Source organism: Paenibacillus curdlanolyticus YK9 (assembly GCF_000179615.1).
GTDB classification, from domain to species: Bacteria; Bacillota; Bacilli; order Paenibacillales; family Paenibacillaceae; genus Paenibacillus_T; species Paenibacillus_T curdlanolyticus.
Genome location: NZ_AEDD01000006.1, coordinates 58,487 through 84,343, shown reverse-complemented (window position 1 = coordinate 84,343; position 25,857 = coordinate 58,487). Strand labels below are relative to the sequence as shown.

The 25,857-nt window shown below is 50.0% G+C and carries 21 protein-coding genes; 16 read left to right on the top strand and 5 right to left on the bottom strand.

Annotation, left to right across the window (positions count from 1 at the left end; all coding sequences use genetic code 11):
- Positions 1 to 91: 91 nt before the first annotated feature.
- Together PAECUDRAFT_RS12580 and PAECUDRAFT_RS12575 are read right to left on the bottom strand one after the other, a co-directional pair.
- Positions 92 to 1,165 carry a phosphodiester glycosidase family protein gene (locus tag PAECUDRAFT_RS12580; RefSeq protein WP_006038485.1) on the bottom strand — a complete coding sequence of 358 codons (1,074 nt, stop codon included), beginning with the start codon at positions 1,163 to 1,165 and terminating at the stop codon, positions 92 to 94.
- Positions 1,162 to 1,590 (bottom strand): hypothetical protein, encoded by a 429-nt coding sequence (locus PAECUDRAFT_RS12575; protein WP_006038484.1) that lies wholly within the window; start codon positions 1,588 to 1,590, stop codon positions 1,162 to 1,164. The genes PAECUDRAFT_RS12580 and PAECUDRAFT_RS12575 overlap by 4 nt, the downstream gene beginning before the upstream one ends.
- Positions 1,591 to 1,787: 197 nt before the next feature.
- Between PAECUDRAFT_RS12575 and msrA the strand changes: the two genes are divergently transcribed.
- A complete protein-coding gene (msrA, locus tag PAECUDRAFT_RS12570) occupies positions 1,788 to 2,753 on the top strand; it encodes a peptide-methionine (S)-S-oxide reductase MsrA (protein ID WP_006038483.1) in 966 nt (321 codons plus the stop codon).
- Positions 2,754 to 2,819: 66 nt separating this feature from the next.
- Here the strand turns inward: msrA and PAECUDRAFT_RS12565 are convergent, their stop codons facing one another.
- The gene (locus PAECUDRAFT_RS12565) at positions 2,820 to 4,148 is read right to left on the bottom strand and encodes a hemolysin family protein (protein WP_006038482.1); all 1,329 of its coding nucleotides are present in this window, start codon (positions 4,146 to 4,148) and stop codon (positions 2,820 to 2,822) included.
- A 144-nt stretch (positions 4,149 to 4,292) separates the two neighbouring features.
- Between PAECUDRAFT_RS12565 and PAECUDRAFT_RS12560 the strand changes: the two genes are divergently transcribed.
- The 11 genes from PAECUDRAFT_RS12560 (at position 4,293) to PAECUDRAFT_RS12505 (ending at position 18,026) form a co-directional block, all read left to right on the top strand.
- The gene (locus PAECUDRAFT_RS12560; protein ID WP_006038481.1) at positions 4,293 to 5,195 is read left to right on the top strand and encodes a DMT family transporter; all 903 of its coding nucleotides are present in this window, start codon (positions 4,293 to 4,295) and stop codon (positions 5,193 to 5,195) included.
- Positions 5,196 to 5,345: 150 nt separating this feature from the next.
- Positions 5,346 to 6,761: a PDZ domain-containing protein gene (locus tag PAECUDRAFT_RS12555; RefSeq protein WP_006038480.1), complete on the top strand. Its 1,416-nt coding sequence runs from the start codon at positions 5,346 to 5,348 to the stop codon at positions 6,759 to 6,761.
- Positions 6,762 to 7,481: 720 nt separating this feature from the next.
- A complete protein-coding gene (locus tag PAECUDRAFT_RS12545; protein WP_006038479.1) occupies positions 7,482 to 8,459 on the top strand; it encodes a thiopeptide-type bacteriocin biosynthesis protein in 978 nt (325 codons plus the stop codon).
- Between the two features lie 180 nt (positions 8,460 to 8,639).
- Positions 8,640 to 9,554 carry a polyprenyl synthetase family protein gene (locus PAECUDRAFT_RS12540; RefSeq protein ID WP_006038477.1) on the top strand — a complete coding sequence of 305 codons (915 nt, stop codon included), beginning with the start codon at positions 8,640 to 8,642 and terminating at the stop codon, positions 9,552 to 9,554.
- Positions 9,555 to 9,621: 67 nt separating this feature from the next.
- The gene (locus PAECUDRAFT_RS12535) at positions 9,622 to 11,982 is read left to right on the top strand and encodes a sensor histidine kinase (protein WP_006038476.1); all 2,361 of its coding nucleotides are present in this window, start codon (positions 9,622 to 9,624) and stop codon (positions 11,980 to 11,982) included.
- A 299-nt stretch (positions 11,983 to 12,281) separates the two neighbouring features.
- Positions 12,282 to 12,461, top strand: coding sequence for a competence pheromone ComX (gene comX / locus PAECUDRAFT_RS12530; protein ID WP_006038475.1), 180 nt, complete (start codon positions 12,282 to 12,284; stop codon positions 12,459 to 12,461).
- A gap of 76 nt (positions 12,462 to 12,537) precedes the next feature.
- A complete protein-coding gene (locus tag PAECUDRAFT_RS25290; RefSeq protein WP_006038474.1) occupies positions 12,538 to 14,850 on the top strand; it encodes a sensor histidine kinase in 2,313 nt (770 codons plus the stop codon).
- On the top strand, positions 14,847 to 15,512 hold the full coding sequence (locus PAECUDRAFT_RS12520; protein ID WP_006038473.1) for a response regulator transcription factor: 666 nt from the start codon (positions 14,847 to 14,849) through the stop codon (positions 15,510 to 15,512). Before PAECUDRAFT_RS25290 ends, PAECUDRAFT_RS12520 begins: the two co-directional genes overlap by 4 nt.
- Before the next feature lie 257 nt (positions 15,513 to 15,769).
- Positions 15,770 to 16,462, top strand: a complete 693-nt coding sequence (locus tag PAECUDRAFT_RS12515; RefSeq protein ID WP_158306247.1) for an ABC transporter ATP-binding protein — start codon at positions 15,770 to 15,772, stop codon at positions 16,460 to 16,462.
- Positions 16,462 to 17,205 (top strand): ABC transporter permease, encoded by a 744-nt coding sequence (locus tag PAECUDRAFT_RS12510; protein WP_006038471.1) that lies wholly within the window; start codon positions 16,462 to 16,464, stop codon positions 17,203 to 17,205. The genes PAECUDRAFT_RS12515 and PAECUDRAFT_RS12510 overlap by 1 nt, the downstream gene beginning before the upstream one ends.
- Before the next feature lie 245 nt (positions 17,206 to 17,450).
- The gene (locus PAECUDRAFT_RS12505; RefSeq protein ID WP_006038470.1) at positions 17,451 to 18,026 is read left to right on the top strand and encodes a ribonuclease H-like YkuK family protein; all 576 of its coding nucleotides are present in this window, start codon (positions 17,451 to 17,453) and stop codon (positions 18,024 to 18,026) included.
- A gap of 40 nt (positions 18,027 to 18,066) precedes the next feature.
- Here PAECUDRAFT_RS12505 and PAECUDRAFT_RS12500 read toward each other — a convergent pair whose 3' ends face one another.
- The gene (locus PAECUDRAFT_RS12500; protein WP_006038469.1) at positions 18,067 to 18,738 is read right to left on the bottom strand and encodes a 3'-5' exonuclease; all 672 of its coding nucleotides are present in this window, start codon (positions 18,736 to 18,738) and stop codon (positions 18,067 to 18,069) included.
- A gap of 243 nt (positions 18,739 to 18,981) precedes the next feature.
- Between PAECUDRAFT_RS12500 and PAECUDRAFT_RS24680 the strand changes: the two genes are divergently transcribed.
- The gene (locus tag PAECUDRAFT_RS24680; protein ID WP_006038468.1) at positions 18,982 to 19,893 is read left to right on the top strand and encodes a DUF4097 family beta strand repeat-containing protein; all 912 of its coding nucleotides are present in this window, start codon (positions 18,982 to 18,984) and stop codon (positions 19,891 to 19,893) included.
- Between the two features lie 503 nt (positions 19,894 to 20,396).
- On the opposite strand, the gene PAECUDRAFT_RS12490 is transcribed toward PAECUDRAFT_RS24680, so the two are convergent.
- Positions 20,397 to 21,371, bottom strand: coding sequence for a spermine/spermidine synthase domain-containing protein (locus PAECUDRAFT_RS12490; protein WP_006038467.1), 975 nt, complete (start codon positions 21,369 to 21,371; stop codon positions 20,397 to 20,399).
- Positions 21,372 to 21,647: 276 nt separating this feature from the next.
- Between PAECUDRAFT_RS12490 and efeO the strand changes: the two genes are divergently transcribed.
- From efeO to PAECUDRAFT_RS12475, 3 genes are all read left to right on the top strand, one after another.
- Complete coding sequence (gene efeO / locus PAECUDRAFT_RS12485; RefSeq protein ID WP_006038466.1) at positions 21,648 to 22,535, top strand: iron uptake system protein EfeO; 888 nt, start codon at positions 21,648 to 21,650, stop codon at positions 22,533 to 22,535.
- A gap of 6 nt (positions 22,536 to 22,541) precedes the next feature.
- Positions 22,542 to 23,837, top strand: a complete 1,296-nt coding sequence (efeB, locus tag PAECUDRAFT_RS12480; protein ID WP_006038465.1) for an iron uptake transporter deferrochelatase/peroxidase subunit — start codon at positions 22,542 to 22,544, stop codon at positions 23,835 to 23,837.
- A gap of 95 nt (positions 23,838 to 23,932) precedes the next feature.
- The gene (locus tag PAECUDRAFT_RS12475) at positions 23,933 to 25,798 is read left to right on the top strand and encodes an FTR1 family iron permease (protein WP_006038464.1); all 1,866 of its coding nucleotides are present in this window, start codon (positions 23,933 to 23,935) and stop codon (positions 25,796 to 25,798) included.
- Positions 25,799 to 25,857 lie beyond the last annotated feature (59 nt).

Sequence of the window (25,857 nt, the reverse complement as noted above, 5' to 3'; positions counted from 1 at the left end):
ACACCGCTGTAAACATAACGCCAACAGTTGGTTGCAACGCAAACAAAGGGGTGTCCCTCGGCCATCGTGGCTTTCGGGACACCCCTTTGTTTTATTCGAAAAATAAAAAGTGCGTCGGCAGTGGCCGCAGCTGCCCATCGGAAGGGCGATTGACGATCTTGCCGTTAAAGATAAGCGATGATGATCCGCCGCCGTCGAGATTATAGGCGTTGACTGCGCCGAATCGGGTAAGCAGGATTTGCAGTTCCTCCAGCGTAGCGCCGGAACTGCCTGACTCGTTGTATCCGTCGATGACGAGGAATAAGAGCTGGTCGTCCTTATAGCTTGCAATGGCTGTACGCGGCGCGCGTTTGGGGCTCAGCTGCCATTTGAGCGGAATCGGTACAGGTTGGCCGTTACGCAGCAGAATGGGCACGAAGGAAGCGCCGAATTTCGGTTTTAATCGATCGAGCTGCTCTTTACTGGAGAAGCTGCCGCCGATGAGCTTGTTGTCTTCGCTAAGCCCGACGAAAAACAGATCGGCGTGCGTCGGGTCAAAGCCGTTGACATATTGGCCGTCCAGCACGGTCGTGCTGAGCGGATAGCGCTTGCCGCGTCCATCGGCGAAGCCGCCTGCGTTAACGCCTGCAACGGCGTTATAACGCTTTACAGCGGCTAGCGTCGTCTCGGAGCCGCCAAATTTATCGTGCCCGAGCACCATTCGCATGGCGTCCTTGTCGCTGAGCTTTACTTTCAAGGCGTAGCCGCTGAAATTTTGCGCTGTAATGGTAAATAGCTGCGCCCGGAGCTTGCTGGACTGGATCGTACGATTGGTATAGCCTAGCTTGCCTGTAATTCGGCGGTCATAGACGAGCAGCGGTCGCTGCGCCTGCGTAGAAACGGTTGATTCAATAAGCTGGATGCTGGCGTTCGTCTGCTCGTACAGCCGAATCTGCTTCTTGATCGAAGCTTGCGTCGTGGCAGCCAAACGAGCAGCGTCGTCAAGCCCTTTTCCAGCCGAAGCTATTCGGTCAGTTGTTCCGGCATCCGCCATACTAGTAGCCTTGGGCTGCTCAGTTGGAATGGTGATCATCAGCTGCGTCGCCAGCAGCCAGATCAGAATGCCGAGAAACGGCGCGCTAGCGAGCAGCATTGAGCGGTTTAATAGCTTGACGGGCATGTTCATTTCAATACGTCCAGATTTTTCTTCAATTCCTCAAGCTGCTTCTTCACGTCATTGAGCTGCGTGTACAGCTTGTTGCTATTATCGGTCTTGGCGTTAGCATTGTCTTTGGTGAACGTCAGCAGCTCGTTGAGCGCATCGATCTTGCTTTGCAGGACAGCGATTTCGCCCTTATAGCTTTCCTCCAGCTTCTTAAGGCGCTCGTCATAATCATGCTGCATAAGCGCGAGCTGGGCTTTGGTTTGGCTGCTGACATCAGCCGTAACCGATGCTTGCATATGGTCGGAATAAAGCTTGGCCCCTGTAAGGCCAGCGGCAATAAGCATAACCCAGATGAAGACGAAGATCAGAAAAGCGCGTCGGCTGTTTCGTCTGCGCGGAGCGCGGTCAGAACGGGGGGCAGATAGGGATTGCATTGGAGCTTCCATTTGATGCGTACACCTCTTCTTTCGATAGCTTTATTCATTGTAACAAAAAATAGCGGCTGCGACGGCTCTACCGACCGATTGGCAGAAAATCGTAACATATTCAGGTGCAGTAGCGCGCCTCGTCGCCTAGCGATTTGTTCCCGTCCAACCATTGGAGTATAATCGAAGCAACGAAAAACGGAGAGGAGCTTCAATAAATGAGTGAACAGCGTATCGAGCTGGCGACCTTCGCTGGCGGTTGTTTCTGGTGCATGGTTTCGCCCTTCGAGGAAATGCCGGGTATCATAAGCGTCGTGTCAGGCTATACGGGAGGAACGACAGTTAACCCGACGTACGAGGAAGTTTGCCGCGGGGGTACCGGGCATACGGAGGCGATCCAGATCACATTTGATCCCGAACAGTTCCCTTATGCGAAGCTGCTTGAAATATTCTGGCGCCAGATCGATCCGACCGACGGCGGCGGGCAGTTCCATGATCGGGGCGAGTCCTATCGTCCGGCTATCTTCTATCATAACGAGGAACAGCATCAATTGGCTGAGGCATCGAAGCGGGAGCTGGATGCAAGCGGGCGTTTCGGCCTCCCTGTAGCGACGGCAATCGAGCCGGCGTCCGTGTTCTATCCCGCTGAGGAGTATCACCAGGACTATCATAAGAAACAGCCGCTTCGTTATAAAATGTACCGCAAGGGCTCGGGACGCGACGCGTTCATCTCCCAGCATTGGAAGCACCGCGAGGATGAGCAGAGCCTGCGCAGCCGGCTTACGCCGCTGCAGTATGAGGTAACGCAGAACAATGCGACAGAGCCGCCGTTCCGCAACGAGTTTCATGATCATAAGGGAGAAGGCATCTACGTCGATATCGTCTCGGGCGAACCGCTGTTCAGCTCGTATGACAAATACGACTCGGGCTGTGGATGGCCTTCCTTCACGAAGCCGCTGCAAGGCTCAGGCGTAACGGAGCATCTTGATGTCACGCATGGCATGGTTCGTACCGAAGTGCGCAGCCAAGTAGCGGATTCGCATCTGGGCCACGTGTTCGAGGACGGGCCGCCGCAAGCGGGCGGACTCCGCTACTGCATCAATTCGGCTGCGCTGCGTTTCGTGCCGATCGATCGGCTTGAGGAAGAAGGCTATGGCGAGTACCGCAAGCTGCTGAAACGATAATAAGCAAACAAAGCAAAGCAAGGCCCTTGACGCTTCCTAAGTGGAAACGCAAGGGCCTTTTTTGCTTTAGCTTACATCAGCAACCTCTTCGGATTGCTCTTGCTCGATATGAATGATGAGTTCGACTTTCCGAATGCGATGCTTGCTTACTTCGCGAATGATGAATTGGAGTTGATTGTACCGGAATTCTTTGCCCGGCTTCGGCTCTTGAATCTCGTTGTACAGCCAGCCGCCGATCGTATCAACCTCTTCATGCCCGAGATCCTCGCCGATCAAATGGCCGAGCTCGTCTAACGAAACCTTGCCGTCGAGCAAGTAGCAGTTGTCCGCCAGCTTCTCGATGTCTTTGCGCTCATCGGCGTCGAATTCATCTCGAATCTCGCCGACGATAATTTCAAGAATATCCTCAATCGTAATCATGCCCGATGTGCCGCCGTACTCATCCATGAGAATCGCAATATGCATGCGCTCCTGCTGCATCCGTTTGAGGAGCGTTTTAACTGGCATAACCTCCGGAACGGTCATAACAGGGCGAACGAGCTGATCGAAGTTAAACGGAATGCCGTCCTGCAGTTGAAGGAAAAGCTGCTTCGTATTGATCATGCCGATAATTTGGTCCTTGCTATCCTGCGCAATCGGGAAGCGGGTATACTGCTCTTGGCGTATGATCGCCATATTGTCCGCGAGCGGCTTGTCAATGAATAAGCAGATCATATCGGTGCGCGGCACCATGATCTCTTTGGCCAGCATCTCGTCGAAAGCGAAGATGCGGCTTACATAGCCGTACTCGGTGTTGTTGATTTTGCCGCTTTGGAAGCTGTCATTCAGGATAATCTGAATCTCTTCCTCGCTGTGCGCTTCCTCATGCTCCTTCACCGGCTTCAGGCCGAATAGGCGAATCAGCGCATTAGCGGAGCCATTCAGGAGCCAGATGAACGGATACATGACCCTGTAAAATATAATAATCGGTTTGGCAACGGCGAAACTAATAAATTCGGCCTTCTGGATTGCCCACGTTTTCGGTGCCAGCTCGCCGACTACGACGTGCAGGAACGTTACGGTGAGGAATGCGAGAAGGAAGGATAACAGATGTCCGGCTTCACTGTTCAAATTCCATGCTTCGAACAGGGGGAGCAGCAGCCTCTCTACGGTCGGTTCTCCGAGCCAGCCGAGGCCCAGTGCCGTAATCGTAATGCCAAGCTGACATGCAGATAAGTAACCATCCAGGTTGCTTATCACCCGCTGAACGGATAAAGCGTTGGAGCGGCCTTCCGATACCAATTGATCGACACGGCTCGAACGAAGCCGGATGATAGCAAACTCCGTTGCTACGAAAAAAGCGGTCAATACAATTAATACGGCTACCATAAACAGATTAAAGCCTATACTACCCATTGTCGTCGTTCACAATCCTTTGTTAGTAGAGTTAGAGTTCTTTTGAACTACTATATCGAACTTGCCTATACTTTACAACCCGTAGGGACGAGGGTATGATGAGTTCGATTGCATATGACGAATAAGAATAGGTTGGTAGAAGCCATGGCGAATAAGAATAAAAGCTGGGCATATGTTGGGCTCGTGGCTGTAGCTGCGATATGGGGGGCCAATTTTGGCGTATCCCGATTGGTAATGGAAACCTTTGATCCGATCCTGTTTGCTTTTTTGCGATTTGGCCTTGCCGTGCCATTATTTTTTGGCCTGCTTTATTGGAAGGAAGGCAGTATCGGTGTTCCTGTACGAGTAGCCCTTCAACTGGCAGCCATTGGGTTTATCGGTATTACAGTGCTTGAGATTGCGGTTATGTATTCGATCAAATATACGACGCTGGCGAACGCCTCGCTGCTGAATGTCGCGCCGTGGCCGATATTCGCTGCGTTGTTCGCCCCTCTCTTCACGAAGGAATCGCTGACCAAACGGCTGGCCATCGGCGGGTTCGTCGCAATGGCTGGCGTATGCTTTATTATTATTGGGGGCGAGGAAGGGCTGGATTTGTCCTCCGATCATATGATTGGCAATGTGCTGGCTTTCGGCGTAAGCCTGTTTGGGGCCTTATTCAATCTGGCATGCATGCCGCTCATGCAGAAGTATTCGCCGCTGCGCGTAAGCGCATGGTTCATTGCGTTCGGCGCATTATTCATGCTGCCGCTGACCTGCGGGTCTTGGGGGAAGGTAGCATGGTCAAGCCTCGGAGCAGGCGACTACACCGCCATCGCCTATAACGTGCTGCTATGCACAGTGGCAGCGGTCTTCGTATGGAATGCAGCGATGCACCAAGTCGGCGCAGCGCGATCTAACTTCTTCCGTTATGTTGTGCCAGCAACGGCTGTGGCGGCGGGCTATCTCTTTTTTGATGAACAGATTACGCTCCTCCAAATAGGCGGTGCAACGCTCATGGCGATGGGGCTGGTGTGGATCACCTCGGAGCGCAGTACTAGCCGTTGATCAATCTAGGATATAAACGAATGCCCGCAAGCGGCTGCTTTCATGCAGCGCGCCGCTGCGGGCATTTGATGTTCTATGCATTCATTGAAAATGGCTTACAGTGGTATAATTAGACAGACTGTCAGTAATAAGGGGAGGTCAAGGTCAGGCATGCTTAATCGAAATCGCGCATGGGGCTGGTACGTTGCAGGCATGCTGCTTGCTATCGCATATATTGCGGCCGCCGAGCTTATCTGGGTACCTGATCCGTTCGTATGGCCGGGCGGCTTGACGTGGCTTGAGACCATTGACGGGTTGCTGTATGCGTTGGCGCTTGTCCCGTTGCTATGGCTTGTTGGTGCGTGGCAGGCGTGGCGCTATGAACGGAAGAATGTCGTGAAGCTTCGCGGTAGAGCGTGGGGAGGCGTTCGGCTCGTGCCTCGCGTTGGTGCGGTGGCAGGAAGCGTGCTAGCGATAGCTTTCGTTCTGCTCTCGTCTCGAGGCTTAACGATCAATATCGGGCTGCTGGCCATTGCTTGGCTGTTCGTTGTATGGGATCTATTCGTAATCGAGCTGGCGCAATCTGGGCGAAGACACCGTTTTCCGTTCAAAAGCAGTGTGGCGCTTGTCATTCAGCTGCTATTGCTAGCATTATTCGTAATGCCGATTCCCTATAATGTGACTTATCCGGGATTAACGATGAACATGAACCACTATGCTCAGACGGAGGGCGGGAAGGATCATGGCCGATTGCGAGGCGTGCTCGTGTTTGAACGGAGAGCTTTCCCTGCCGACTGGCTGCTAGCTCGGCTGCTGCCGATCTATGAGCTCAATCCTGTGCCGGCTAATGAGCCGCCGCTGCGCGAAGCTTACGCGGAGGTTGTTGCGATGAAAACAGAGGCGGAATCGGTCGCTGCGGCAGTCGCAATGGGTAAGCTTGGCTTGGGCAAAGGGGCTGTGGAGGAAGGCGTGACGATCATGGCCGTCTCGTCAGAAGGAGCCGCGCGAGGTGCTTTGAAGGCGGGAGATCTCATTACCGGGATCGAAGGCGCCTCCGTTTCGGATATCGTGACGCTGAATAAAGCCATGGCTGCAGTAACGCCGGGTTCAACGGCTCAGGTCACGCTCAGTCGCCAAGGGCAGCAGCTATCGGTTGCGGCGCCAACGAGCATCATGGAAGATGAGCAGAACAGCATGAAGAAGCGGGCTGTATTCGGCATCTCGGTACAAACGGCATATCGCTATGATATTCCGCGGAATGTCCACTTCGAACGACCGCTCGCGCATATCGGCGGCCCATCACATGGGGCAATGCTCACGCTGACGATTATGGATCAGCTGACGCCAAGCGGCGTGACCTATGGCTGGCGGGTCGCAGGGACGGGGACGATTGAGCCTGATGGCAGCGTAGGTCCGGTAGGCGGGGTGAGGCAAAAGGCATACGCCGTCAATCGGACGGATGCCGACGTATTCTTCGTTCCAGCGAGCGAAGCTAGTGAAGCTATTCTCGGAGCGCCTCATTTGAATATTGTTCCGGTAAAAACGATTGATGATATGCTGAACTGGTTGAGGCAGCATGCTAAATAATGTATGACGTAGAAGATGAATATGAAATTGAAAAGTCCTTTCCTGTATGCGTATGGATGCGATACGGGCGGTCAAGGCGCAGGCGAGGGCCGGGAGCAGCAACAACCGCAACAGCAACTCGAGCAACCGCAATAGTAACCCAAGCAACAGCCGCAGCAACAACCGGAGCCAGCGAAGCGGCAGCCGGGACAATACGGCAATCAGCAGCAACAGCAGGGGATTCAGTCGGATCAAAGCAATCAGCAAAAGCCCGGCGGCAATTCCTATTAATAAGTGAATAGTCACGATCATTCAGCGGGGGCCATATACAATGGTCCCCGTTTTTCGGTGTATTTCGACAGCAATTTTACTGCTAACGGCAGCAGGTTTTGCACCAAAATGTTGTTCGCTTAGAAACGCCATTGCGTGTTTTGCGGTGCTTATTTTGTTTTTGTTAACGGGGGTCTGACATCGATGTCACCTTAGAATGCTGTAATGACGGGAAATATTGGTTACATCGTAAGGGGCAGGGTAACATCACCGCATCATCATGACGGAAAACCGGTAGGGCATCACGCAACACATTTGTGGTAATTGCGGTATGGATAGTCGGTGAGAACTAAACGCATTTTCTAGTATGATACTAATAGTGAAAGATGGTCGTTGATTGGCGGTCGAGGGGATCTTGATAGAGACGGTCTAATTAATGAAGAATGCCTGAGAAGAGAAGAGGGATGACGGATGACGAACGTTCGGTATGATGGCTGGAAAGCGTTGCATTTGTTTTGCCGTGGGACTAAGCTCCAAGAGCATGTATTAGTAGAGAAGCTGCTGATTATCGTGATGAGAATGCATGAGAAGGGCGAAATCCTCAGCTGGTTTTACACACGCTACTCTGGTGGAGGTGCACACTTGCGATTGCGGTTATTCCGACCAACGGAAACGGCCATGCGCCGAATTAGGTCAGCCGGCGAACGTTTCCTTAAGAGCATGCCGCTCATGGTGCAGGAGCATGATGAGGAGGAATGGAAGGATAACGTCACACCATTCTCCGTACGGGAAGCTTCTGCAGCGCTGGAGTATGATCTCGCGCCTGTTGTGGAGCTAGAATATGAACCTGAGTTTGCTAGATATGGCGGCGTTACGGCGATGCCAATCAGCGAGCGCTTGTTCCAACGCTCTAGCGAGACGGCAGCTATTATTATCAGTCGTTCTGTCAATAGTCGTTCTAGAAGAATGGTTCCTGCCGTCAGTATGATGGTGATCACAGCTGCGCGCTTTGGCGTTACGCGTGACGAGCTGTCGTCTTTCTTCGCAGCATACGCAGATTACTGGAGTGTATTCTTGAACACGAAGGAAGGCAAGATGCGTTACGATCTGCAGGCAATGGATGAAGCTAGAACATTAGCTGGCCGCATCTCGATGTCATCGCTAGTTGGATCTGACGTACCGCAAGACGAGGTGCTTGAAGCATGGTCGATCATGGTTGGCGAAGCACATTCGCGCCTTGAGGATCTTGCCATGATGGGGAAATTGCTCGTCCCTTATACAGGACAACCAGCTAAGACGGCAGAAGACCAGTTAGAGGCAATGCGTTCCATCGCTTGGTCTCACATTCATATGATGAATAACCGGCTCGGCATGACGCCAGCCTATGAATATTATTTGGCAAGAGTAGCACAGCGTCTTTGTGAGCTTAGCATTGCGGTAGTAGAGTAATAGAATACTGTAGGACATCTTACCAATGCCTCCCTTTGGCGTAACAGGCCAAGGGGAGTTTTTTTGTGTAATAAAAAACGATTTCGATTGTGAAGAGCAGCTGTTTCTGGAAGGGATTTCCCTATACATCTCGAAATGTAGTACATTAGTAATAAGAGATTGATAGGGAGGGCTGCAACCATGTCCACGGTGTATGCAACCATTAATGCACGATTGCGTACGGCGGGTGCCGGTGCGCTATATGAGCCTGAGCTTCGTCAACTGGCAGAGCAATTTATAGCGTATAAACAGTCGGAGGGGGGCATCTTCGGCGAACTTACTGCATTGCACTGTCGCATGCTTGGCGGCGATGAACAGCTGGCGGATGCTGGCGCAGCGGCCGTTGAGCTTATGATCCTTGCATTGGACATATATGATGACCTACAAGATAAAGACAATCCTAAGGTGCCTTGGTCTCAAATTGATCCGGCGATAGCGCTGAATGTCGCAATTGGCTTGCAATCGTTGTCCATGGATCTAATCCTTACTGTACCCGGTCCTTCCGATCGTAAACTGAGGGCTGCAACTTATCTGAATCAAGGCGTGCTTCGTGCTGTGAACGGCCAGCATACCGACCTTCGGAATGAACCGATGACGGAGGAAGAGTGTCTCCAAATGATTGAAGAGAAGTCCGGTTCATTAGTTGCGGCTGCATGTTTAGTAGGCGCAGCGCTTGCGACTGATGAACACGCTGAGCTTATTGGAGCGTACGGAAGGGCAATAGGCATAGCGGCTCAATTACGCAACGATGTGGAGGGCATGCAGCGGTGGGAAACACGTAATGATTTGCTGGAACGTAAGCAGACGCTGCCAATTCAATACGTGCTGGAACAGCAGTCGGAGGAAGCTGCACTCGTACGAAGCTACTATGATGGGGAGATTACACAAGCCGAGCTGCTGAAGCGGAAGGCAGAAATTATGGATTATATTCAAGGCTGCGGGAGCGTAGAATACGGACTTGTTCATGCAAAGCTCAAGCAGTATGAGGCGGAAGCCGGGATTGATCAGCTTCCTGTCGACGAGATGTGGAAGGAAAGGCTGCGTGGTTTTGCATAGTGAGGGAGTTTTTGGAGGAAGAAAGTTATAAATATAGTGCTAACTTGCTTTAAGGAGCATTGGATGTATGGTGAGCAAAAAGTACGGAATTTGGCTTGTGATGATACTGACGTTACTAGTGTCAGTTTGGCTTACTATTGTGCAACTGAGTCTCCCCTATATGGCGATTGATCTAAAACTGGAGTCTGATAAATGGGTCGTATCAAAGATATATACAGACTCTTGGGCTGCAAGCGAAGGGATAAAGGTTGGCGATATATTGGTTACAGTCGATCATATGCCGCCAGATAGCGAGAGATTATCTCAAGAAAGAAATGTTAATAGTATAAAAAGCATGGATATTAATCGAAATGGAACGCTGTTACAATTTGATTTTTCCAATCCCTATACACAACCCATATCGATGAATCAATTGGTTATCCCACTATCCTTATTTATTTTGTTATTTACATTTTCGTCATTTATCCTTTACAAGAAAAAAGATGATCGTGCTGCAGTACTGTTGACATTGTTTCTCATGTTTGTAGCGATTGGTTATTTATCTACTGGCGCAGCTTCAAGAGGAGATCGGTTTGTTTGGATGGTAGAGGCGCTCACTATAACGTTTTCCCCTGCGCTATTTATCCATTTTTTGCATAACTATTTTAGTAGGGCAGGGATTTATGTTGTAAACCGTAAAGTGGTTTGTATGTGGTATATAATTATGTCTGCGTGGGGTATTGTTTTTGTCGTAGATGCTTTAAACGTGGTTTTGATTTTTCAGAAACCCGGGAGTGCGACGATTCCATTATTTATTATGTTTAGTATAGGGATGGTGTGCGCCTCTCTCATACAGGCTAGAATGTATATTCGTTATCGAAATACAACGCACCGCGCACTGCTGAAGTATATGATGATCGGCAATATCGGAGCCTTTATGCCTTTAATTATCTTCATCATACTTCCGGCAATTATTCTTAAGCATTTGATCATCAATCCAGGCGTAGCAGGCTCATTTTTATTGTTTTTGCCACTAACTTACTCCTATTTGGTGGCCTCTAACCAACTGCTGGATATTGATTTTATTGTGAGCAGGCTCCGTTATTTTTACATCATAGCATTATTTCCAACATTTATGATCGTCGCAGGTATTGGTCTGATTCTTTTTGAGCGAAATATTCAAGAAGTGCAATGGGTGCAAACATTTTTAGTAACCTATGTAACCGTTGTTTTATTCCTATATGCGAAGGAAGTGCTTGATCGAAATTTACGCAATAAAGTGGTCAAGGGTGTACAAGAATTCGAACAAAGTATAGAGAGCTTCTCGCGAAGGGTCTCGAATGTAATGAAAGTATCGGAGCTAGAGCGGTGCTTAACTAATGAATTGTTGGGACTGCTACCTGTTCATTCAATTGGGTTTGTCGAACGTCAAATTGAAAGCAATGTAATGACATTAAAGTCAACACAAGGCCTCGAACCGCTTGAGTCATTGTTGTCAGATCTTTATTGCACAATGCCTGCACATCCGAGTGTCGGAGATGCAATAAAACTACCCAGAGGATATTGTTATATGATCGGACATGGTCGAGGTACGCAGCATTTTGTATGGATTGATGATAAATCGAATCATATGGAGTACAATCATGATGAGAAGATATGGTTGCGAACCATTATTACGTATGTTGGCTTCGTCTATCAAAATCTTCAGTTAATCGAAGGGCTCGTCCATGATCTTGATACCAAGCAAGGAGAGGAACCGCCGCCATGGGTACTCCGTTTATTATTCCAACTAGCGGAAAAGGAGCGCCGACTGCTGGCAAGTGATCTTCACGATTCAGCGCTTCAAGACCAACTGCTATGGTATCGTAAGCTTGAGGCGATTACGCATGATGATGAGCAGTTGCCGATGGCAACTCGTATAGAGTTAGAGGGAGTCAGAGAGGGATTATTGGACGTCATTCATCAGATTCGTGAAACTTGCAATGAGCTTCGGCCCCCTTTTTTGAAGGAAATGGGCATAATTGAAGCGATTGAAAATCTATGTGCGCATACGCAGTTGAATGCAAATTATACCATTACATTTTGTCATCAGGATTTTCGAGTGGAGATGGGCGATGAGCATGTGCTGGCGCTCTATCGGATTACACAAGAGTTGCTGCGTAACGGGATAAAGCATTCCAATGCGACGAGTGTTGAGCTGCTGCTGCATTATCATCAACAGCAAATTTTCTATCGTTATAAGGACAATGGTGTTGGGATGGAGATGGATCGGCTGCAGACTTCGTTTGAGCACATGGGGTTATCCGGAATCCGGGAGCGGGTCTCAGGTTTAGAGGGCGAAACTTATTTCCGTACTGCACCAGGACAAGGTCTGGAAATTGAAATTATTATTCCGCTTGTAGAGGATGATAGTGCCGAGTTTCGGGGGAGTGAAGAGGAAACGGCCTGATGGTAGAGCTTCGGTACCATTGAGGGATAAAGCAGCCAACTGTCGTCCAATTATGAAGAGGACAAGCTACGCCCCTTATGTAGTAGGAATCATCTTTAAAGGACAATTGCCTTAATTATGGTTAATCGAAATGCAACGCGAAGTATATATCCGAGTATGCATGGGACCGCAATACTACACGCAATACAGATGTGGAATCTAGCAGTGTATATTAGGATGTAAGTCCGTCGAGCCTCATGATATAATAGCAATAGGCTTACAGCAACTCAGATAAATATAAAAAAAAGGTGGTAGTCACGATGATTAAAAACGTGATCGCTCAACTCAAACAAAGCCCTGAAATGATGAGCCAATTCCTTCAAGGTCGTCTCGTGCCTGCAGGTGTAAGCGCAACCGAACATCAGGTAATGATTGAAATTATGCGAGCGCAAAAATCTCCAGAGGATAAATTGAATCGCGGGCAATACTGGTGGGATTAAGATATAGTAAACAATACGAGGCCGGTAACGTGTTTATCACGTGCCGGCTTAACTTGCTTTAAGGAGCATTGGTTGTATGGTGAGTAAAAAATATGGGCGTTGGCTAGTGATGCTTATTACGCTAATATTGGCGGGATGGCTTACTGTTTTGCAACTTAGTCTTCCGTATATGGGGATCGGTGTAAGACAAGTTTCTGATAAATGGATTGTATCGGACATATATGCTGACTCCTGGGCAGCGAGTGAAGGGATTATAGTTGGAGATATATTAATTGAAATTGACTATAAATCGCCAGATAGTGAGCAGTTGACTCGTAATAAAGGAATAACTAGCGCTAAAAGTATTCACGTTGATCGAAATGGGACACTGCTTCATTTTGATTTTTCTAAATCAAATAAACAGCCGATATCTTTGAATCAATTGGTTATTCCAATGTCATTATTCATTTTGCTATTTACATTTTCGTCTTTTATCATTTACAAGAAACCACATGATCGTGCTGCCCTTCTATTGATATTGTTTCTGTTGTCTGTATCGATCGGTTATTTGGCTGCAGGCGGGAATACCAGGGGCGACAAACTCGCTGGAATAGTAATGAAGCTTACAGTAACGTTTGCCCCTGCTTTTTTTGTTCACTTCTTGCATAACTATTTTAGCAGAGCAGGAATTTATGTTGTTAACCGCAAAGCGGTATACATTTGGTACGCCATTATGTCAGTATGGGGGTTAGTCTTTTTTGCTCAAGGTTTAAGCATAGTTTCGATTTTCCAAAAATCCGGAAGTTCCTCTACGGCACTTTTTTTAGTGTTTAGTGCCGGGATGACATTTGCCTTCCTCATACAAGCTCGAATGTATTTTCGTTATCGAAATACATCTCATCGCGCATTGCTGAAGTATATGATGATCAGTAATATAGGTGCATTTCTACCATTAATTTTATTAGATGTGTTTCCAATGATGATCTTTGGCCACATGATCATCGATCCAAGTGTCGCAGGCTTATTTTTGTTGTTATTGCCCTTAACATACTCCTATCTGGTAGCTTCAAATCAGCTGTTGGATATTGAATTTATTATGAGCAGGTTGCGGTATTATTGTTTAATAGCAATTCTTCCAGCATTGTTAATTGTTGCAGGGATTGGATTGACTTTTTTCGAGCGAACAATTCAACCGATTCAATGGATTCAAACGTTTCTGGTCGGTTATGTAATGATTGTTTTATTCTTATACGCCAAGGAAGTGCTTGATCGTAAATTCCGCAATAAAGTTATTAAAGGTGCACACGAATTCGAACAAAGCTTGGAAAGCTTCTCACGCCGAGTCTCGAATGTAATGAAAGTATCGGAGCTTGAACGGTGCTTGGCCGACGAAGTGACGGGATTGCTGCCTATTCAATCAATAGGGTTTATCGAACGAAGAGTTGAGGGTAATATCCTTATGTTGAAGTGGAGCCAAGGCGTTGTACCGTCTGAGGCTTTGCTGTCAGAGCTTAATAGCAGTATGTCATCACGATCCGGAGTCGGGGATTCCTTGAAAATGTCTCAGGGTTATTGCTATTTGATTGGTCAAGGCAGAGGGACGCAGCATTTTGTCTGGATCGACGATAAAGAAAATCATATGGAATACAACCATGATGAGAAGGTTTGGCTGCGAACAATTATGACCTACGTCGGCTTCGTGTATCAGAATTTGCAGCTCATTGAAGGGCTCATTCATGATTTGGATACGAAGCGGGGCGAGGAAGCGCCTCCATGGGTGCTCCGCTTGTTATTCCAGCTTTCGGAGAAGGAGCGCCGGAAGCTGGCAAGCGATCTCCATGATTCGGCATTGCAGGATCAACTGCTCTGGTACCGCAAGCTCGAAGCGATTACGCATGATGAGCAATTGCCAACGGTTACCCGTTCGAAGCTAGAGGATATTCGCGAGGGACTATTGGATGTCATTCATCAAATTCGTGAAACCTGTAACGAGCTGCGTCCGCCGTTTTTGAAAGAAATGGGCGTGATCGAAGCAATTGAAAATTTATGTACGCACACACAGTTGAACGCAAACTACACGATAACGTTCAGTCATCAGGATTTTCGAGTGGAGATTAGCGATGAGCTTGTGCTCTCGCTCTATCGCATCACGCAAGAGCTGCTGCTGCACTATAATCAACAGCAGATCTTTTACCGTTATAAAGATAACGGAGTCGGGATGGAACTGGAACGACTTCAGTCCTCCTTCAAGCATATGGGGTTGTCGGGCATCCGCGAACGGGTGTCCGGTCTAGAAGGCGAGACTTATTTCCGAACTGCACCAGGACAAGGACTAGAAGTTGAAATTATGATTCCGCTTCCGGAGGATGAAAGTGCCGAGTTCCGGGGCAGCGAGGAGGAATCGGCATGATACGCGTATTATTGGTGGACGACCATCCTTCTGTTGGAGAAGGAACCAGACATATGATTGAGCAGGACCCGGATATCAAAGTGACGATCGTATTCTCCGGCGTTGAAGCGTTGGAGAAGCTTGAACATGAAACCTACGATCTTATGTTATTTGATCTAAACATGCCGGTGATTAGCGGACTTGAGCTGACCAAACGGGTGACAATGGCGAATGCGGATGCGATCGTGTTGATTTATACCGGCTATGACCTTGCTTCCCATTACAATATGCTTATGGATTCGGGCGTTTCCGGTTTTATTAGCAAGGCGGCAACGCGTGAACAGTTGATTACTGCAATCCGTTGCGCGTTGCGTGGAGAGGCAGTCGTGCCTATTCAATTATTAAAGCAGTTGAGACGCAGCGAGGTTCGCTTCCAGCAGACGGACGGCAAGACCGTGGAAGAAGTCTCGATCAATGAGAAGGAGCAGTTGATCCTTCGAGAAGTCGCAAGCGGAGGCAGCAATAAGGAGATTGCGGCTAAGCTGTATATCAGCCAGCGTACGGTAGAGTATAACTTGACTCGTATATTCGAGAAGCTCGGCGTTCGATCACGATCAGAGGCGATTGTTGAAGCGAATCGATTAGGATTGATTAATGAGCGGGATCTTACGTATAACTCGTAGTGTATAACAAATAATACCAAGCCTATCATGCGGTGATGTACCGTTTGATAGGCTTTTATTGTATTCATGCGGGGCGGTTGCGTCGACACGCAATGTTTATGCGGGGCTATGCATGGTAGATTTCGGTGATAAATCGACACGCTTGGTATACGATTGTAATACGACGGACTGGCTCTGGTTGAGGGTCCGTAAGGATTGGAGGGATATTCATTTCGGGTTACGCAATCGATGCCACGGGCATGTTGAAATCATATGGCATGATTCGAGCGATACGCGGCATTACGCTGCGCATCCATCGAGGCGAGATATTCGGTGTGATCGGTCCTAGAGGATCCGGCAAAACAACATTGATTGAGTTGTTGATTGGTATTCAGAAAGCGGATAGCGGTCAGCTGCATCTATTGGGTATGGATGCGGATAAATACGCTGATCAATTGAAGCAGCGGATAGGTTTTCAATTGCAGGATACTTCGCTTCATGATCGGATCAAAGTGAAGGAAGTATTGCAGCTTTTTCGCTCTTATTACAAGAAGAAACGGAATTTGAACGAAATTATTTCGATGCTAGCTTTGCAGCCCTACTTGAATCAATATGTTATGGATTTAACGGAAAATTGGAAACAACGTGTTGCATTCGCACTTGCTTTGGTGAACGATCCAGATATTATTTTTTTGGACGAGCCATCTTCTGGGCTTGAGCCTCAGGCTCAGACGGAGCTTTGGACTATTTTGAAGCGTCTGCGTGGAGAAGGTAAGACCATCGTAGTCTCAACCTCACAGATGGAAGAGGCTCAACAGCATTGTGATCGCGTTGCGTTGATCGTAGGAGGGGAACTATCTTTATGCAATACCCCACAAGAAATCAAACGCAAACTGTCATTCGGGATCAACGAAGTCGATCAAATGAATCTTCAGTTAACGTCGTTAAGGTGGAGGGGAGAGACGGCCTAATGCAATCGATGTTGATGCACACCAAGATGGAGCTTCGGCTGTTTTTCCGTGAGATTATTGGATTATTCTTTGTGTTTGTTATGCCGGCTGCTTGCTTTTACTTTTTCGGTAAGATGTTTGAGGCGCAGCAGTCGGATGTTTCACAATACTTAAGTCGGTATATACCGGGCATGATTGGCATCGTATTGTTCACGTCAGGTTTTTTCATTATCGGCTTACAGGCAGTAATAGATCGTGAGCGAGGCGTGTACAAGAGGCTTAAGGGAACGCCGCTTCATCCGGCAGTTATCGTGCAAGCGATATTAACCAAAGGGCTGTTCGCGGTATTTGCAGGCACGCTAGAAATTATTATTATCGCCAGACTTGCTTTCCATGCATCTCTTGTGATCAACGTGGCACAGTTTGTCATGGCGCTGTTGCTGTCAGCGGGTGCATTTTTCGCTATCGGCTTCGTCGTAGCCAGTATCGCCAAAAAGTTTCAGAGCGCAATGGCCATCGGGTTCGTAGCGTTGTATCCGATGATGTTTTTGTCGGGGGCGACTATTCCGCTTGAGTCGCTGCCGAGCAGCTTGCAGAATGTAGCGGCGCTTATTCCGCTGAAATATGCGGTTCATCTTTTGCAGAACGGTTGGTCAGGCCAGTTGTTCACCTCTTCAAGCCTTGTGGATGTAATTGTTTTGTCGGTGATTGTCGGGTTAGGGATCGTAATCAGCCGCAAGTATTTCCGATGGGACATCGTATAAAGACGGCGGGTTGACAAGAAGCAAGGTTAATGGATACGCTATAGGTAGACACAGTAATGATCGTTGCTCTATACCTAATCAGAAGTCGCCGTTTAACAAGCTGCCGTATACTGCTTTGCAGTGTACGCGTAGCTTGGCGGCGATTTTTTATTTCAAGCTACCTTCCACTATTCGGAACACTGAGATTGACGGCCTCATTTGCTTACATAGGCGGGGCGTCAAACAGACAGGTGGCGAAGACGACGATGGGCAAGAAGAGCGTAGTAGCTTATCACGGAGATATGCTGTTTCAGAACGTGTCGGAGTCTCGGATGACAGTAGAGGATGTCAGCGCTCGAATTGTTCACTTCGTCTCGCAGGATGTGAGGGCGCCTTACCAGTTCGTCATTGGAACAGACAGCCAGGTGTTTCGTGATTATACGAAATTCGTAACGGGTGTCATCATTCGAAGGCTGGGAAAAGGGGTATGGGCGTGCTATCGGCAGTCGGTTGTGATGAGGCCGGTAACATCCTTGCGGGAGAAGCTTTCGTTGGAAACGGCACTGTCTCAGGAAACGGGGTATTTCTTCATGGAGCCTTTGTTCACGCGAATTGAGGAGTTGCTAATGCCGTACGTGTATCAAGGGGCATCGCTGGAAACATTCATCGATATTGATGCAGGAACGGAACCAATCCGCAATCCGACATCCTTGTATGTGGATGAGATGATCGGAAGGGTGAAAGCGATGGGCATGTACACGCCGCGAACCAAACCAGAATCATATGGAGCATCTGCTTATGCCAATCGATTCACGAAACGACCGGTTCGTCTAGTGATGTAGACGAGGGTAACAAACGAGCGGAAGCCCCTTATAGGGGCTTCTACTGTGGTTTATTGAACAACGAGGCAAGATGACCAAACGGGTTATGGCCTTCGTCGCCATCATCGCTGCTGGAATAGACAAGCTTCGTCTCATAGAGCGGGTCGTCTGCCGCATTATTTTGCTCAAGCGTAATCTGATCAAACATGCGGACGAACAATCGAGCTGTGTTAGCTGCATCATCCAGTGCGCGATGCTGGGCGCCGTCGAAGACGAATCCAGCGGTTTCAAGCGCTCTTGCTAAGCCAATTCGCTTGCTGGCATCATTGCCTTGCAGCTTTGTATAATACAACTGGAGATCGTTCATGTTGCGCAGCCAGTTGAGCTCGATCTTCATGTCACGGCATTGACGGACAAAATGCTGTTTATCGTCTGGTCCCCACGAGCATAAATAGTATGTTGTATCGCCAATCCATTGCCGGAACAAATCAATTGCATCTGGAAAAGTTGGCGCAGCGTCGACCTGTTCTTGCGTGATGCCAGTAAACTCTGTCGTGTGCGTCGTAATCACTTTATTGCGCTCCGGCTTCACATACGTTTGGAATCGATCAATTTCAATCGGGCCTTGGTCGCCATCGGTCAATTTGACGGCACCGATCTCAATAATGTCGGCTGCATACTGCTGCTTGCGGAGGACGGTAAATTCTAGATCGTACACGATATAAGTGCGCATACCGCTTCACTCCTTTCAATCATATGATTCTATTGTAACATGGCAAGCCAATGCGAGGGAGATGGTAAATAACGCGTACATAGCAGCGGAGTATATATGAGGCAAAAGGAGGATGATTACAGACTGCAAGGAACTGGACCGCAGGCGGGGAGCGAATACGCCGTCGGATGAATGCGCCTGATTCAACTCGCATGATAAGCTGAAGCTAACTAAGCAACTGCTTGAATCGGGAGGTGAATGTACATGAATCGAAGGGTGGGAATTGGCGTCGTGCTTATTATTGCTGGATTAGTTGGCATTGTTGCATCTGCACAGCAAGGAACAAAGAGTAGTGGCACCTTTATGTTTTGGAAAAAAGAACGGATCGCTCAAAGCCAGTCGGCTGCTGCCGAAGGGATTAGGAACATTTATCTGAGCGTAGAGAGCGCGGATGTCGTTCTTGTCCGCAGCAAAGGGGATACGATTGGCATTCGATTAACGGGAAACGTAAGCGAACGGTTGAGTGAAGAGCTTGCAATTCGGTCGGAGCGCCGCGGGGACACATTAGAAATCGGAATTGACCGTCCGAAAGGCTGGTTGAACTGGCTCAATTGGAGCAACCTGGAGCTGGCGATCGAGCTGCCCGATGCAGAGTGGAACACGGTACGCATGCATACAGGCAGCGGGAATATTCATGCGAAAGACGTGGGGTCCGTGGACATTGATTTGGATACAGGCAGCGGTGACTTAGTGATCAGTAATGTGAAGACGAAGCAAATGATTCAGCTGCATACGGGCTCGGGCAATATAACGGCGAGTCAATTGACGGGTGATCGTGGATGGATTCGCTCGGGCAGTGGCAACATTAAGGTAATCGAGAGCAAAGCTGAGTTTCAAATGGATACGGGCTCGGGCAATATTCGGTTAGACCAGTACGCCATTGAGCGCAATACGGATCTGAGAACGGGCAGCGGTGATATTAAAGTTAAGCTGGCGGTGGCGCCGAAGTCGCTTGCCATCGATTTTGACGCTGGTTCGGGCGATGGTCGGATTCGGTGGGAGGGCTTCAGCGGTAGTGAGCGAGGCGAGAATCGATCACGTATTGTAGGGATGTTCGGTGACGGGGAGATAAAGCTGAAGGTTCGCACAGGCAGCGGCGATTTTCAGTTGGATTAGCTTTATCGGATAGAGGAAAGGAGTAAAGGAACCGGAAGCAAAACATGCTTTCGGTTTTATTAATTCCCGGGAAATAACGTGTAAAATAAAGCGCTTTCTGTTAAAAGGCTCGGCCTTTACAATAATAGGAGCTACAGTCTAGTGATACTGGGGAATAAAGAGGTTGAAGTATTATTAATAATTTAAAATCTTTCGTGATGATTGATAAAATGGTTTATCCTGATTATTAATCCGTTTAGGAAAGTCTGATCCTCATACGAACATCGGCCCGGAGCGGGCCGGCAGTGCGAATAGGGCACAAAAATCTGCCCTATTCGGCCCGAGGCGGGCCGGCAGTGCGAATAGGGCACAAAAATCTGCCCTATTGGTCCCGAGGCGGGCCGGCAGTGCGAATAGGGCACAAAAATCTGCCCTATTGGTCCCGAGGCGGGCCGGCAGTGCGAATAGGGCACAAAAATCTGCCCTATCGGTCCCGGAGCGGGCCGGTCGCTCCACCACCGAGGCTAATAGTCTTGAAACTCACCGGCTAAAATGTCCGCCAACAGCGTATTTTTATCCGTCTGCACCTCATCCTCGTCCCATTCCACGCGCAAATAACGCGGCAGGCGGAACATGTCCTCCAGCCGTTCCTCTGACAAATGCTGCACGGAAACGAGCGGCTCTAGCGAGAGCACGTCCATCGGCCTTAGCGTGGCTAGGCAGAAGCCCCAGTCGACCGCGAACTCGACAATATAGTCCCAGTGGTAGGGCGCAACGCTGAAGCCTGCTGTCTTGAGCGTTGCTCGAACAGCTGCGAGATACTCGGGTGACGTCGATACGACCGAGCAGGCGATTGCGATAGCTCCTCCGGGATGCAGCCGCGTTTTGAGCAACCGGTAGAACTCAACTGAAAAAAGCTTGTTTAATGCTGGCGCCTGCATGGATGGATCGGGTAGATCGATAATAATGACGTTCCAACGGTCATTGCTTGTTTCGATAAAAGTCCGCCCATCCTCTAATACCGTTGTGACGCGTGGATCGTTCAATGAGCCGCGCGTAAAGGCGACGAACGGCTCGAAGGTTCGGCCCATCTCGACGATGAGCGGATCGAGGTCAACGGCTGTTATCGATTCGACCTCCTCATAGCGGAGCACCTCGCGAGCGGTAATGCCTGCGCCTGAGCCGATGATGAGCACAGACTCGCGGTTGCGGGCCGCAGCCATCGGGATATGAACAATGGCTTCCGCGTACTGGTCCTCGGCTTTGTCCGTGCTTAGCATCTCGCTGCCATCGGCGTATAAATGATAGATGCCGTCTGACTCTGCGACTGCTATTTTTTGATAGGGCGATTTTTTGCGTAAAATAACGTTATATGGGCCGTCAGGTTCTTCCTCTTCCATTATATAGGATTCAAGCCATCGCTCTCGCCAATACAGGCTTCCCCATATTGAAAGGATAAGCACAGCGCCGATAGCGCCACCTAGAACATATGCAATCATCGATTCAATTCCTCCTCTGCCTGAAAAAGGTTCCTATCAGACGTACAAGCTTCGTCTTCATACGGTATGCAGAGGAAGGCTTGTTTGCTAGGACGATCCACCCAAATGTGAACGATTTTGGAAGGATTAAATTGAACGTTGACAATGATTATCAATAGCGAATATACTGCAAATTGGATAGTCTTATGGTATGAACCGTAATCTTACAAAAAGTTTACAAGGGTAGAGCCCATAGATTTCATATATTATTAAGTTGCTGAGGAGAGGTTGTTCACGATGAAAGCTAGATTAACGTTTGTAGCACTTGTATTATCGATGTCGGTTGTATTCACAGGGTGCTCGTCTGATTCGAAGGAAAAGGAAACCGACAAGCCGGTTGAGGCTGCACAAACACAAGAGACTGACACGAAAGCGACGGACGCTTCCACTGATTTGAACGAGAAACTGAAGGACGTGCTGGCGCAATATCGCCAATTCTCGATCGAGCAGAGCGATCAGCTCATTGTGGAAACGGAGAAGTTCGTTGCAGCGGTTAAAGGCGGCGACCTGGAAACGGCTAAAAGCCTGTATGCGCCGACGCGCATGTACTATGAACGGATCGAGCCGATCGCAGAGGCGCTGGGCGATTTTGACCCGAATATCGATGCTCGGGAAGGCGACGTAGACGATAAGGAATGGCGCGGCTTCCACCGGATCGAGAAAGGTCTCTGGGTGGATAAGAAGACAGCAGGATACGAGGAGTATGCTGACCGTTTGCTTAACGATGTCAAATCGATGCGCGCATTGATGGAGACGGTCGAAGTGGACACGGCGATGCTGACGACGGGTGCGGTTGAGCTGTTGAACGAGGTGTCGTCCTCCAAAGTAACAGGCGAGGAGGAGCGTTACTCCCGTACAGACTTGTATGATTTTGTTGCCAACGTAGAAGGCGCGAACAAAATCTACGAGCTGCTGAAGCCTGAGCTTGCAGAGAAGGATGCGGCACTCGAGAAAAGCATCGGTGAGAAGTTCACGACGCTGAACGAGCTGCTCGCCAAATATAAATCGGGTGACGGCTATGTGCCTTACACCGAGCTTAAACAAGAAGACACGCGTGCCCTTAGCCAAGCGCTTGACGCACTGGCAGAACCGCTTTCCCAAATGGGCAAAGCGCTAGGAGTTTAATAGCCAATGGCGACTAACGATCATACAAAGAGCAGCAATGAGGATCTAGGCAAGTCGAAGATCAGCAGACGCGATTTGCTCAAAATGGCCGGTATTGGCGGCGCGGGGCTTTTGCTCGGCGGCGCTGGCATCGGCGCTTTGTTTAAGTCGAATGAAGATGGCAGCGCCGCTGCATCAGGCGCGCCGGCTGACGGTTATCATGAGGAGATTCCTTTCTATGGCGCGCATCAGGCAGGCATTACGACGCCCGCGCAGGATTTTGTCTTGTTCGCTTCATTCGATCTGACGACGACGTCAATCGATGAGGTGCGCGAGTTGTTCAAGCAATGGACGGCGGCTTCGGCCACTATGGCCAAGGGCCAGATGATTGGCGAAGATAACGAAAAGCTTAGCGTTCCGCCGTCCGACACGGGGGAAGCTGCAGGACTTCAGCCGTCCAAAACGACGCTGACGTTCGGCGTAGGACCTTCGTTTTTCGATGCAAGGTTCGGGCTTGCGGGCAAAAAGCCTGCAGAGCTTGCAGACTTGCCTGCTTTTAACGGCGATGCACTTCGCGAGGAATGGGTTGGCGGCGATCTTGGCGTGCAGGTATGCGCGAACGATATGCAGGTGGCATTCCGGGCCATTCGCAACCTGACGCGCATCGCGCGCGGCAAAGCGGCGCTGCGTTGGACGCAGGAAGGCTTCCAGCGTACAGGCGGCTCTGATCCGAGCGGCGGTACAGCGCGCAATCTGATGGGCTTCAAGGACGGAACGGGCAACCCGGATGTGAAGGATGACGCCAAAATGAACGAGGTTGTTTGGTCGCAAGCGGGCGATGGGCAATCGTGGTTGGTTGGCGGCAGCTATATGATCGTGCGTCGTATTCGGATTCGGGTTGAGGTATGGGACCGCTCGACGCTGGGCGATCAGGAAGCAACCTTCGGTCGCCATCGTGCGAGCGGAGCTCCGCTTGGCAGTAAAGATGAATTTGATAAGATCGATCTCGACCGTAAGGATGAGAAAGGCAAGCCTGTTATCCCGATGGGCGCGCATGTACGCGTTGCGAAGGAGGATGGCGTTCAGATTTTGCGTCGTTCCTACTCATATTCCAGCGGGCTGGATAAGCGGACGGGACAGTTCGACGCAGGGCTGCTCTTCATTGCCTATAACCGCAGCTTAGCGAAGCAGTTTATTCCGATGCAGACGCGGCTTGCGAGCTCGGATGCGTTGAACGAGTATATCGAGCATAACGGGAGCGCTGTATTCGCTTGCTTCCCGGGCGTAAAGGAAGGCGGCTACATCGGCGATACGCTGTTGTAGAACGCTTGTGTGATGGATTTGTACAGACCGATGCAACGGCTAAAGCCGGTTGGATCGGTCTGTGGCGGTTATATGGCGGAAAGGAAGCGACAAGGATGAGAAGTTGGGGAAATCGGGCAAGATCAGCGCGTGAGCAAGGGAGGACTGGCTGGAGGCAGCGATGCGGCTGGCTGGCGATCGTAGTCGCGTTCATCGTTGTAGCGGCGTGTAATGGGGCTGTAGTTCCAACTGCAAAAGCGGCTGCTTCGGCAGATTTGAGCCAAGAGGGCGTCAAATTGCTGGATACGATCCTGCCGCTTGTCGGCGGTGCGCTAGTCGATATCGGCCGGGATGATCACGACGCAGCGGTAAAGGCGATTACTGACGCGAAGGCGCAGTGGGACGCAGTCGGAGCGGAGCCGGCAGAGGACATTGCGCAGCGTGTGAATGAGACATTCGAAGCTGCGAGCAAGGCAATCGAGCAATCGAAGACCGATCCGGCAGCTGCCAAGCAAGCGCTGGCGGACTTGGCGGGCGCGGTTAATGCCTATAAGAAGGCGGCAACGAAGAGCGACATCCTCTCCGGCCCTAAGGCTGCTTCGATGCTAGTGCCCCAGCTGACGGATCTCCTTGGCCATATCCAAGGGGCGGATTGGTCTGCAGCTAACGCGGATTATCGCATCATGGAGGGCACCTGGCGCAAAGTCGAGCAGGCTGTCCGCGAGGACAATACGAGTGTTTATGGCAGCATCGAGACGAGCATCAGCATGATTCGCATCGCGATGCGCGCAGAGCCGCCTCGCGCGGAGCAAGCGGCTGCAGATACGCAAACGCTTATCGCTTACTTGAACGATTATGCGGCGCACAAGCTTGCGGATGCAGCGCCAGCTGATTCGGATTTGAAGGTTGCCGATCTCATCGCGATATTGGACCAAGCGGCATCCTTGGCGGAAGCTGGCAAGGCAGCAGAGGCGGAAGCGCAGCTGCAGACGTTCATTCGGACATGGCCATCGGTTGAAGGGCAAGTATCGATCCGTTCTTCTACCGTATATCGGGACATTGAGAACGAGATGACGGAAGCGCCGGGTTATTTGCTGGAAAACCCGCCCCAGCTGGATAAGGCGAAAGCGCTGATCGCGGAGATGAAGGGCGAGCTTCAGCCGTTCGTAGCGGATGCGAAATATACGGCATGGGATGCCGGGGCGATTTTATTGCGGGAAGGCTTAGAGGCTATTCTCGTCTTGTCCGCACTGCTTGCGTACTTGAAGAAGACGGGCAATCAAAACCATCGTCGCTGGGTCTGGTCTGGCGTATGGTCGGGCCTGCTGATCAGCGGAGTCATGGCGCTGGTGCTTACTTATGTAGTGACCAAAGCTTCCTCCGGCAGCACGCGCGAGATGATCGAAGGCTTCGCGGGTTTGGGCTCCGTGCTCTTGATGCTGACAGTCGGCAGCTGGCTGCACGGCAAAGCGAATATGCAAGCATGGAACCAGTACATCGATCGGACGATGGGATCGGCGCTGCGTCGCGGCAGCTTATGGTCGCTGTTCGCAGTAAGCTGCCTCGCGATTGCGCGCGAGGGAGCGGAGACGACGATTTTCTATATCGGGATGGCGCCGTCTATCGCACCTAGCCAGATGGCGTTGGGCTTCGGCGTTACGTTCGTTCTGCTGATCGCACTGGGTTACGTCATCATTAACTTTAGCGTGAAGCTGCCGATTCGCCTGTTCTTCCTTACGGCGTCGGCACTGATCTACTATCTCGTGTTCCGCTTCCTCGGCGAGAGCATCCACTCGCTTCAAGTTGCAAGCAAGCTGCCTGCACATAGCGTGACTGAGGTACCGTCGATTGATTGGCTCGGCATTTATCCGACATGGGAAACGGTCGTGCCGCAAATTGCCTTGCTTCTCTATATTGCGGGGCAAGTATTCCTCAGCCGAATACGTACGGCAAAACGTCTTGCAAGCGCTCCTTCACGGTAGGGCATGGAGCTTAGACAAGGATGGGAACGAGGGAGAAACCACTTCGCTAGGCAGCGCAG

What these genes read in the sequence shown, in the direction of transcription:
- PAECUDRAFT_RS12580 (WP_006038485.1), bottom strand. Translation starts at nt 1,165, where the DNA reads ATGAACATGCCCGTCAAGCTATTAAACCGCTCAATGCTGCTCGCTAGC.
- PAECUDRAFT_RS12575 (WP_006038484.1), bottom strand. Translation starts at nt 1,590, where the DNA reads ATGGAAGCTCCAATGCAATCCCTATCTGCCCCCCGTTCTGACCGCGCT.
- msrA (WP_006038483.1), top strand. Translation starts at nt 1,788, where the DNA reads ATGAGTGAACAGCGTATCGAGCTGGCGACCTTCGCTGGCGGTTGTTTC.
- PAECUDRAFT_RS12565 (WP_006038482.1), bottom strand. Translation starts at nt 4,148, where the DNA reads ATGGGTAGTATAGGCTTTAATCTGTTTATGGTAGCCGTATTAATTGTA.
- PAECUDRAFT_RS12560 (WP_006038481.1), top strand. Translation starts at nt 4,293, where the DNA reads ATGGCGAATAAGAATAAAAGCTGGGCATATGTTGGGCTCGTGGCTGTA.
- PAECUDRAFT_RS12555 (WP_006038480.1), top strand. Translation starts at nt 5,346, where the DNA reads ATGCTTAATCGAAATCGCGCATGGGGCTGGTACGTTGCAGGCATGCTG.
- PAECUDRAFT_RS12545 (WP_006038479.1), top strand. Translation starts at nt 7,482, where the DNA reads ATGACGAACGTTCGGTATGATGGCTGGAAAGCGTTGCATTTGTTTTGC.
- PAECUDRAFT_RS12540 (WP_006038477.1), top strand. Translation starts at nt 8,640, where the DNA reads ATGTCCACGGTGTATGCAACCATTAATGCACGATTGCGTACGGCGGGT.
- PAECUDRAFT_RS12535 (WP_006038476.1), top strand. Translation starts at nt 9,622, where the DNA reads ATGGTGAGCAAAAAGTACGGAATTTGGCTTGTGATGATACTGACGTTA.
- comX (WP_006038475.1), top strand. Translation starts at nt 12,282, where the DNA reads ATGATTAAAAACGTGATCGCTCAACTCAAACAAAGCCCTGAAATGATG.
- PAECUDRAFT_RS25290 (WP_006038474.1), top strand. Translation starts at nt 12,538, where the DNA reads ATGGTGAGTAAAAAATATGGGCGTTGGCTAGTGATGCTTATTACGCTA.
- PAECUDRAFT_RS12520 (WP_006038473.1), top strand. Translation starts at nt 14,847, where the DNA reads ATGATACGCGTATTATTGGTGGACGACCATCCTTCTGTTGGAGAAGGA.
- PAECUDRAFT_RS12515 (WP_158306247.1), top strand. Translation starts at nt 15,770, where the DNA reads ATGATTCGAGCGATACGCGGCATTACGCTGCGCATCCATCGAGGCGAG.
- PAECUDRAFT_RS12510 (WP_006038471.1), top strand. Translation starts at nt 16,462, where the DNA reads ATGCAATCGATGTTGATGCACACCAAGATGGAGCTTCGGCTGTTTTTC.
- PAECUDRAFT_RS12505 (WP_006038470.1), top strand. Translation starts at nt 17,451, where the DNA reads ATGGGCAAGAAGAGCGTAGTAGCTTATCACGGAGATATGCTGTTTCAG.
- PAECUDRAFT_RS12500 (WP_006038469.1), bottom strand. Translation starts at nt 18,738, where the DNA reads ATGCGCACTTATATCGTGTACGATCTAGAATTTACCGTCCTCCGCAAG.
- PAECUDRAFT_RS24680 (WP_006038468.1), top strand. Translation starts at nt 18,982, where the DNA reads ATGAATCGAAGGGTGGGAATTGGCGTCGTGCTTATTATTGCTGGATTA.
- PAECUDRAFT_RS12490 (WP_006038467.1), bottom strand. Translation starts at nt 21,371, where the DNA reads ATGATTGCATATGTTCTAGGTGGCGCTATCGGCGCTGTGCTTATCCTT.
- efeO (WP_006038466.1), top strand. Translation starts at nt 21,648, where the DNA reads ATGAAAGCTAGATTAACGTTTGTAGCACTTGTATTATCGATGTCGGTT.
- efeB (WP_006038465.1), top strand. Translation starts at nt 22,542, where the DNA reads ATGGCGACTAACGATCATACAAAGAGCAGCAATGAGGATCTAGGCAAG.
- PAECUDRAFT_RS12475 (WP_006038464.1), top strand. Translation starts at nt 23,933, where the DNA reads ATGAGAAGTTGGGGAAATCGGGCAAGATCAGCGCGTGAGCAAGGGAGG.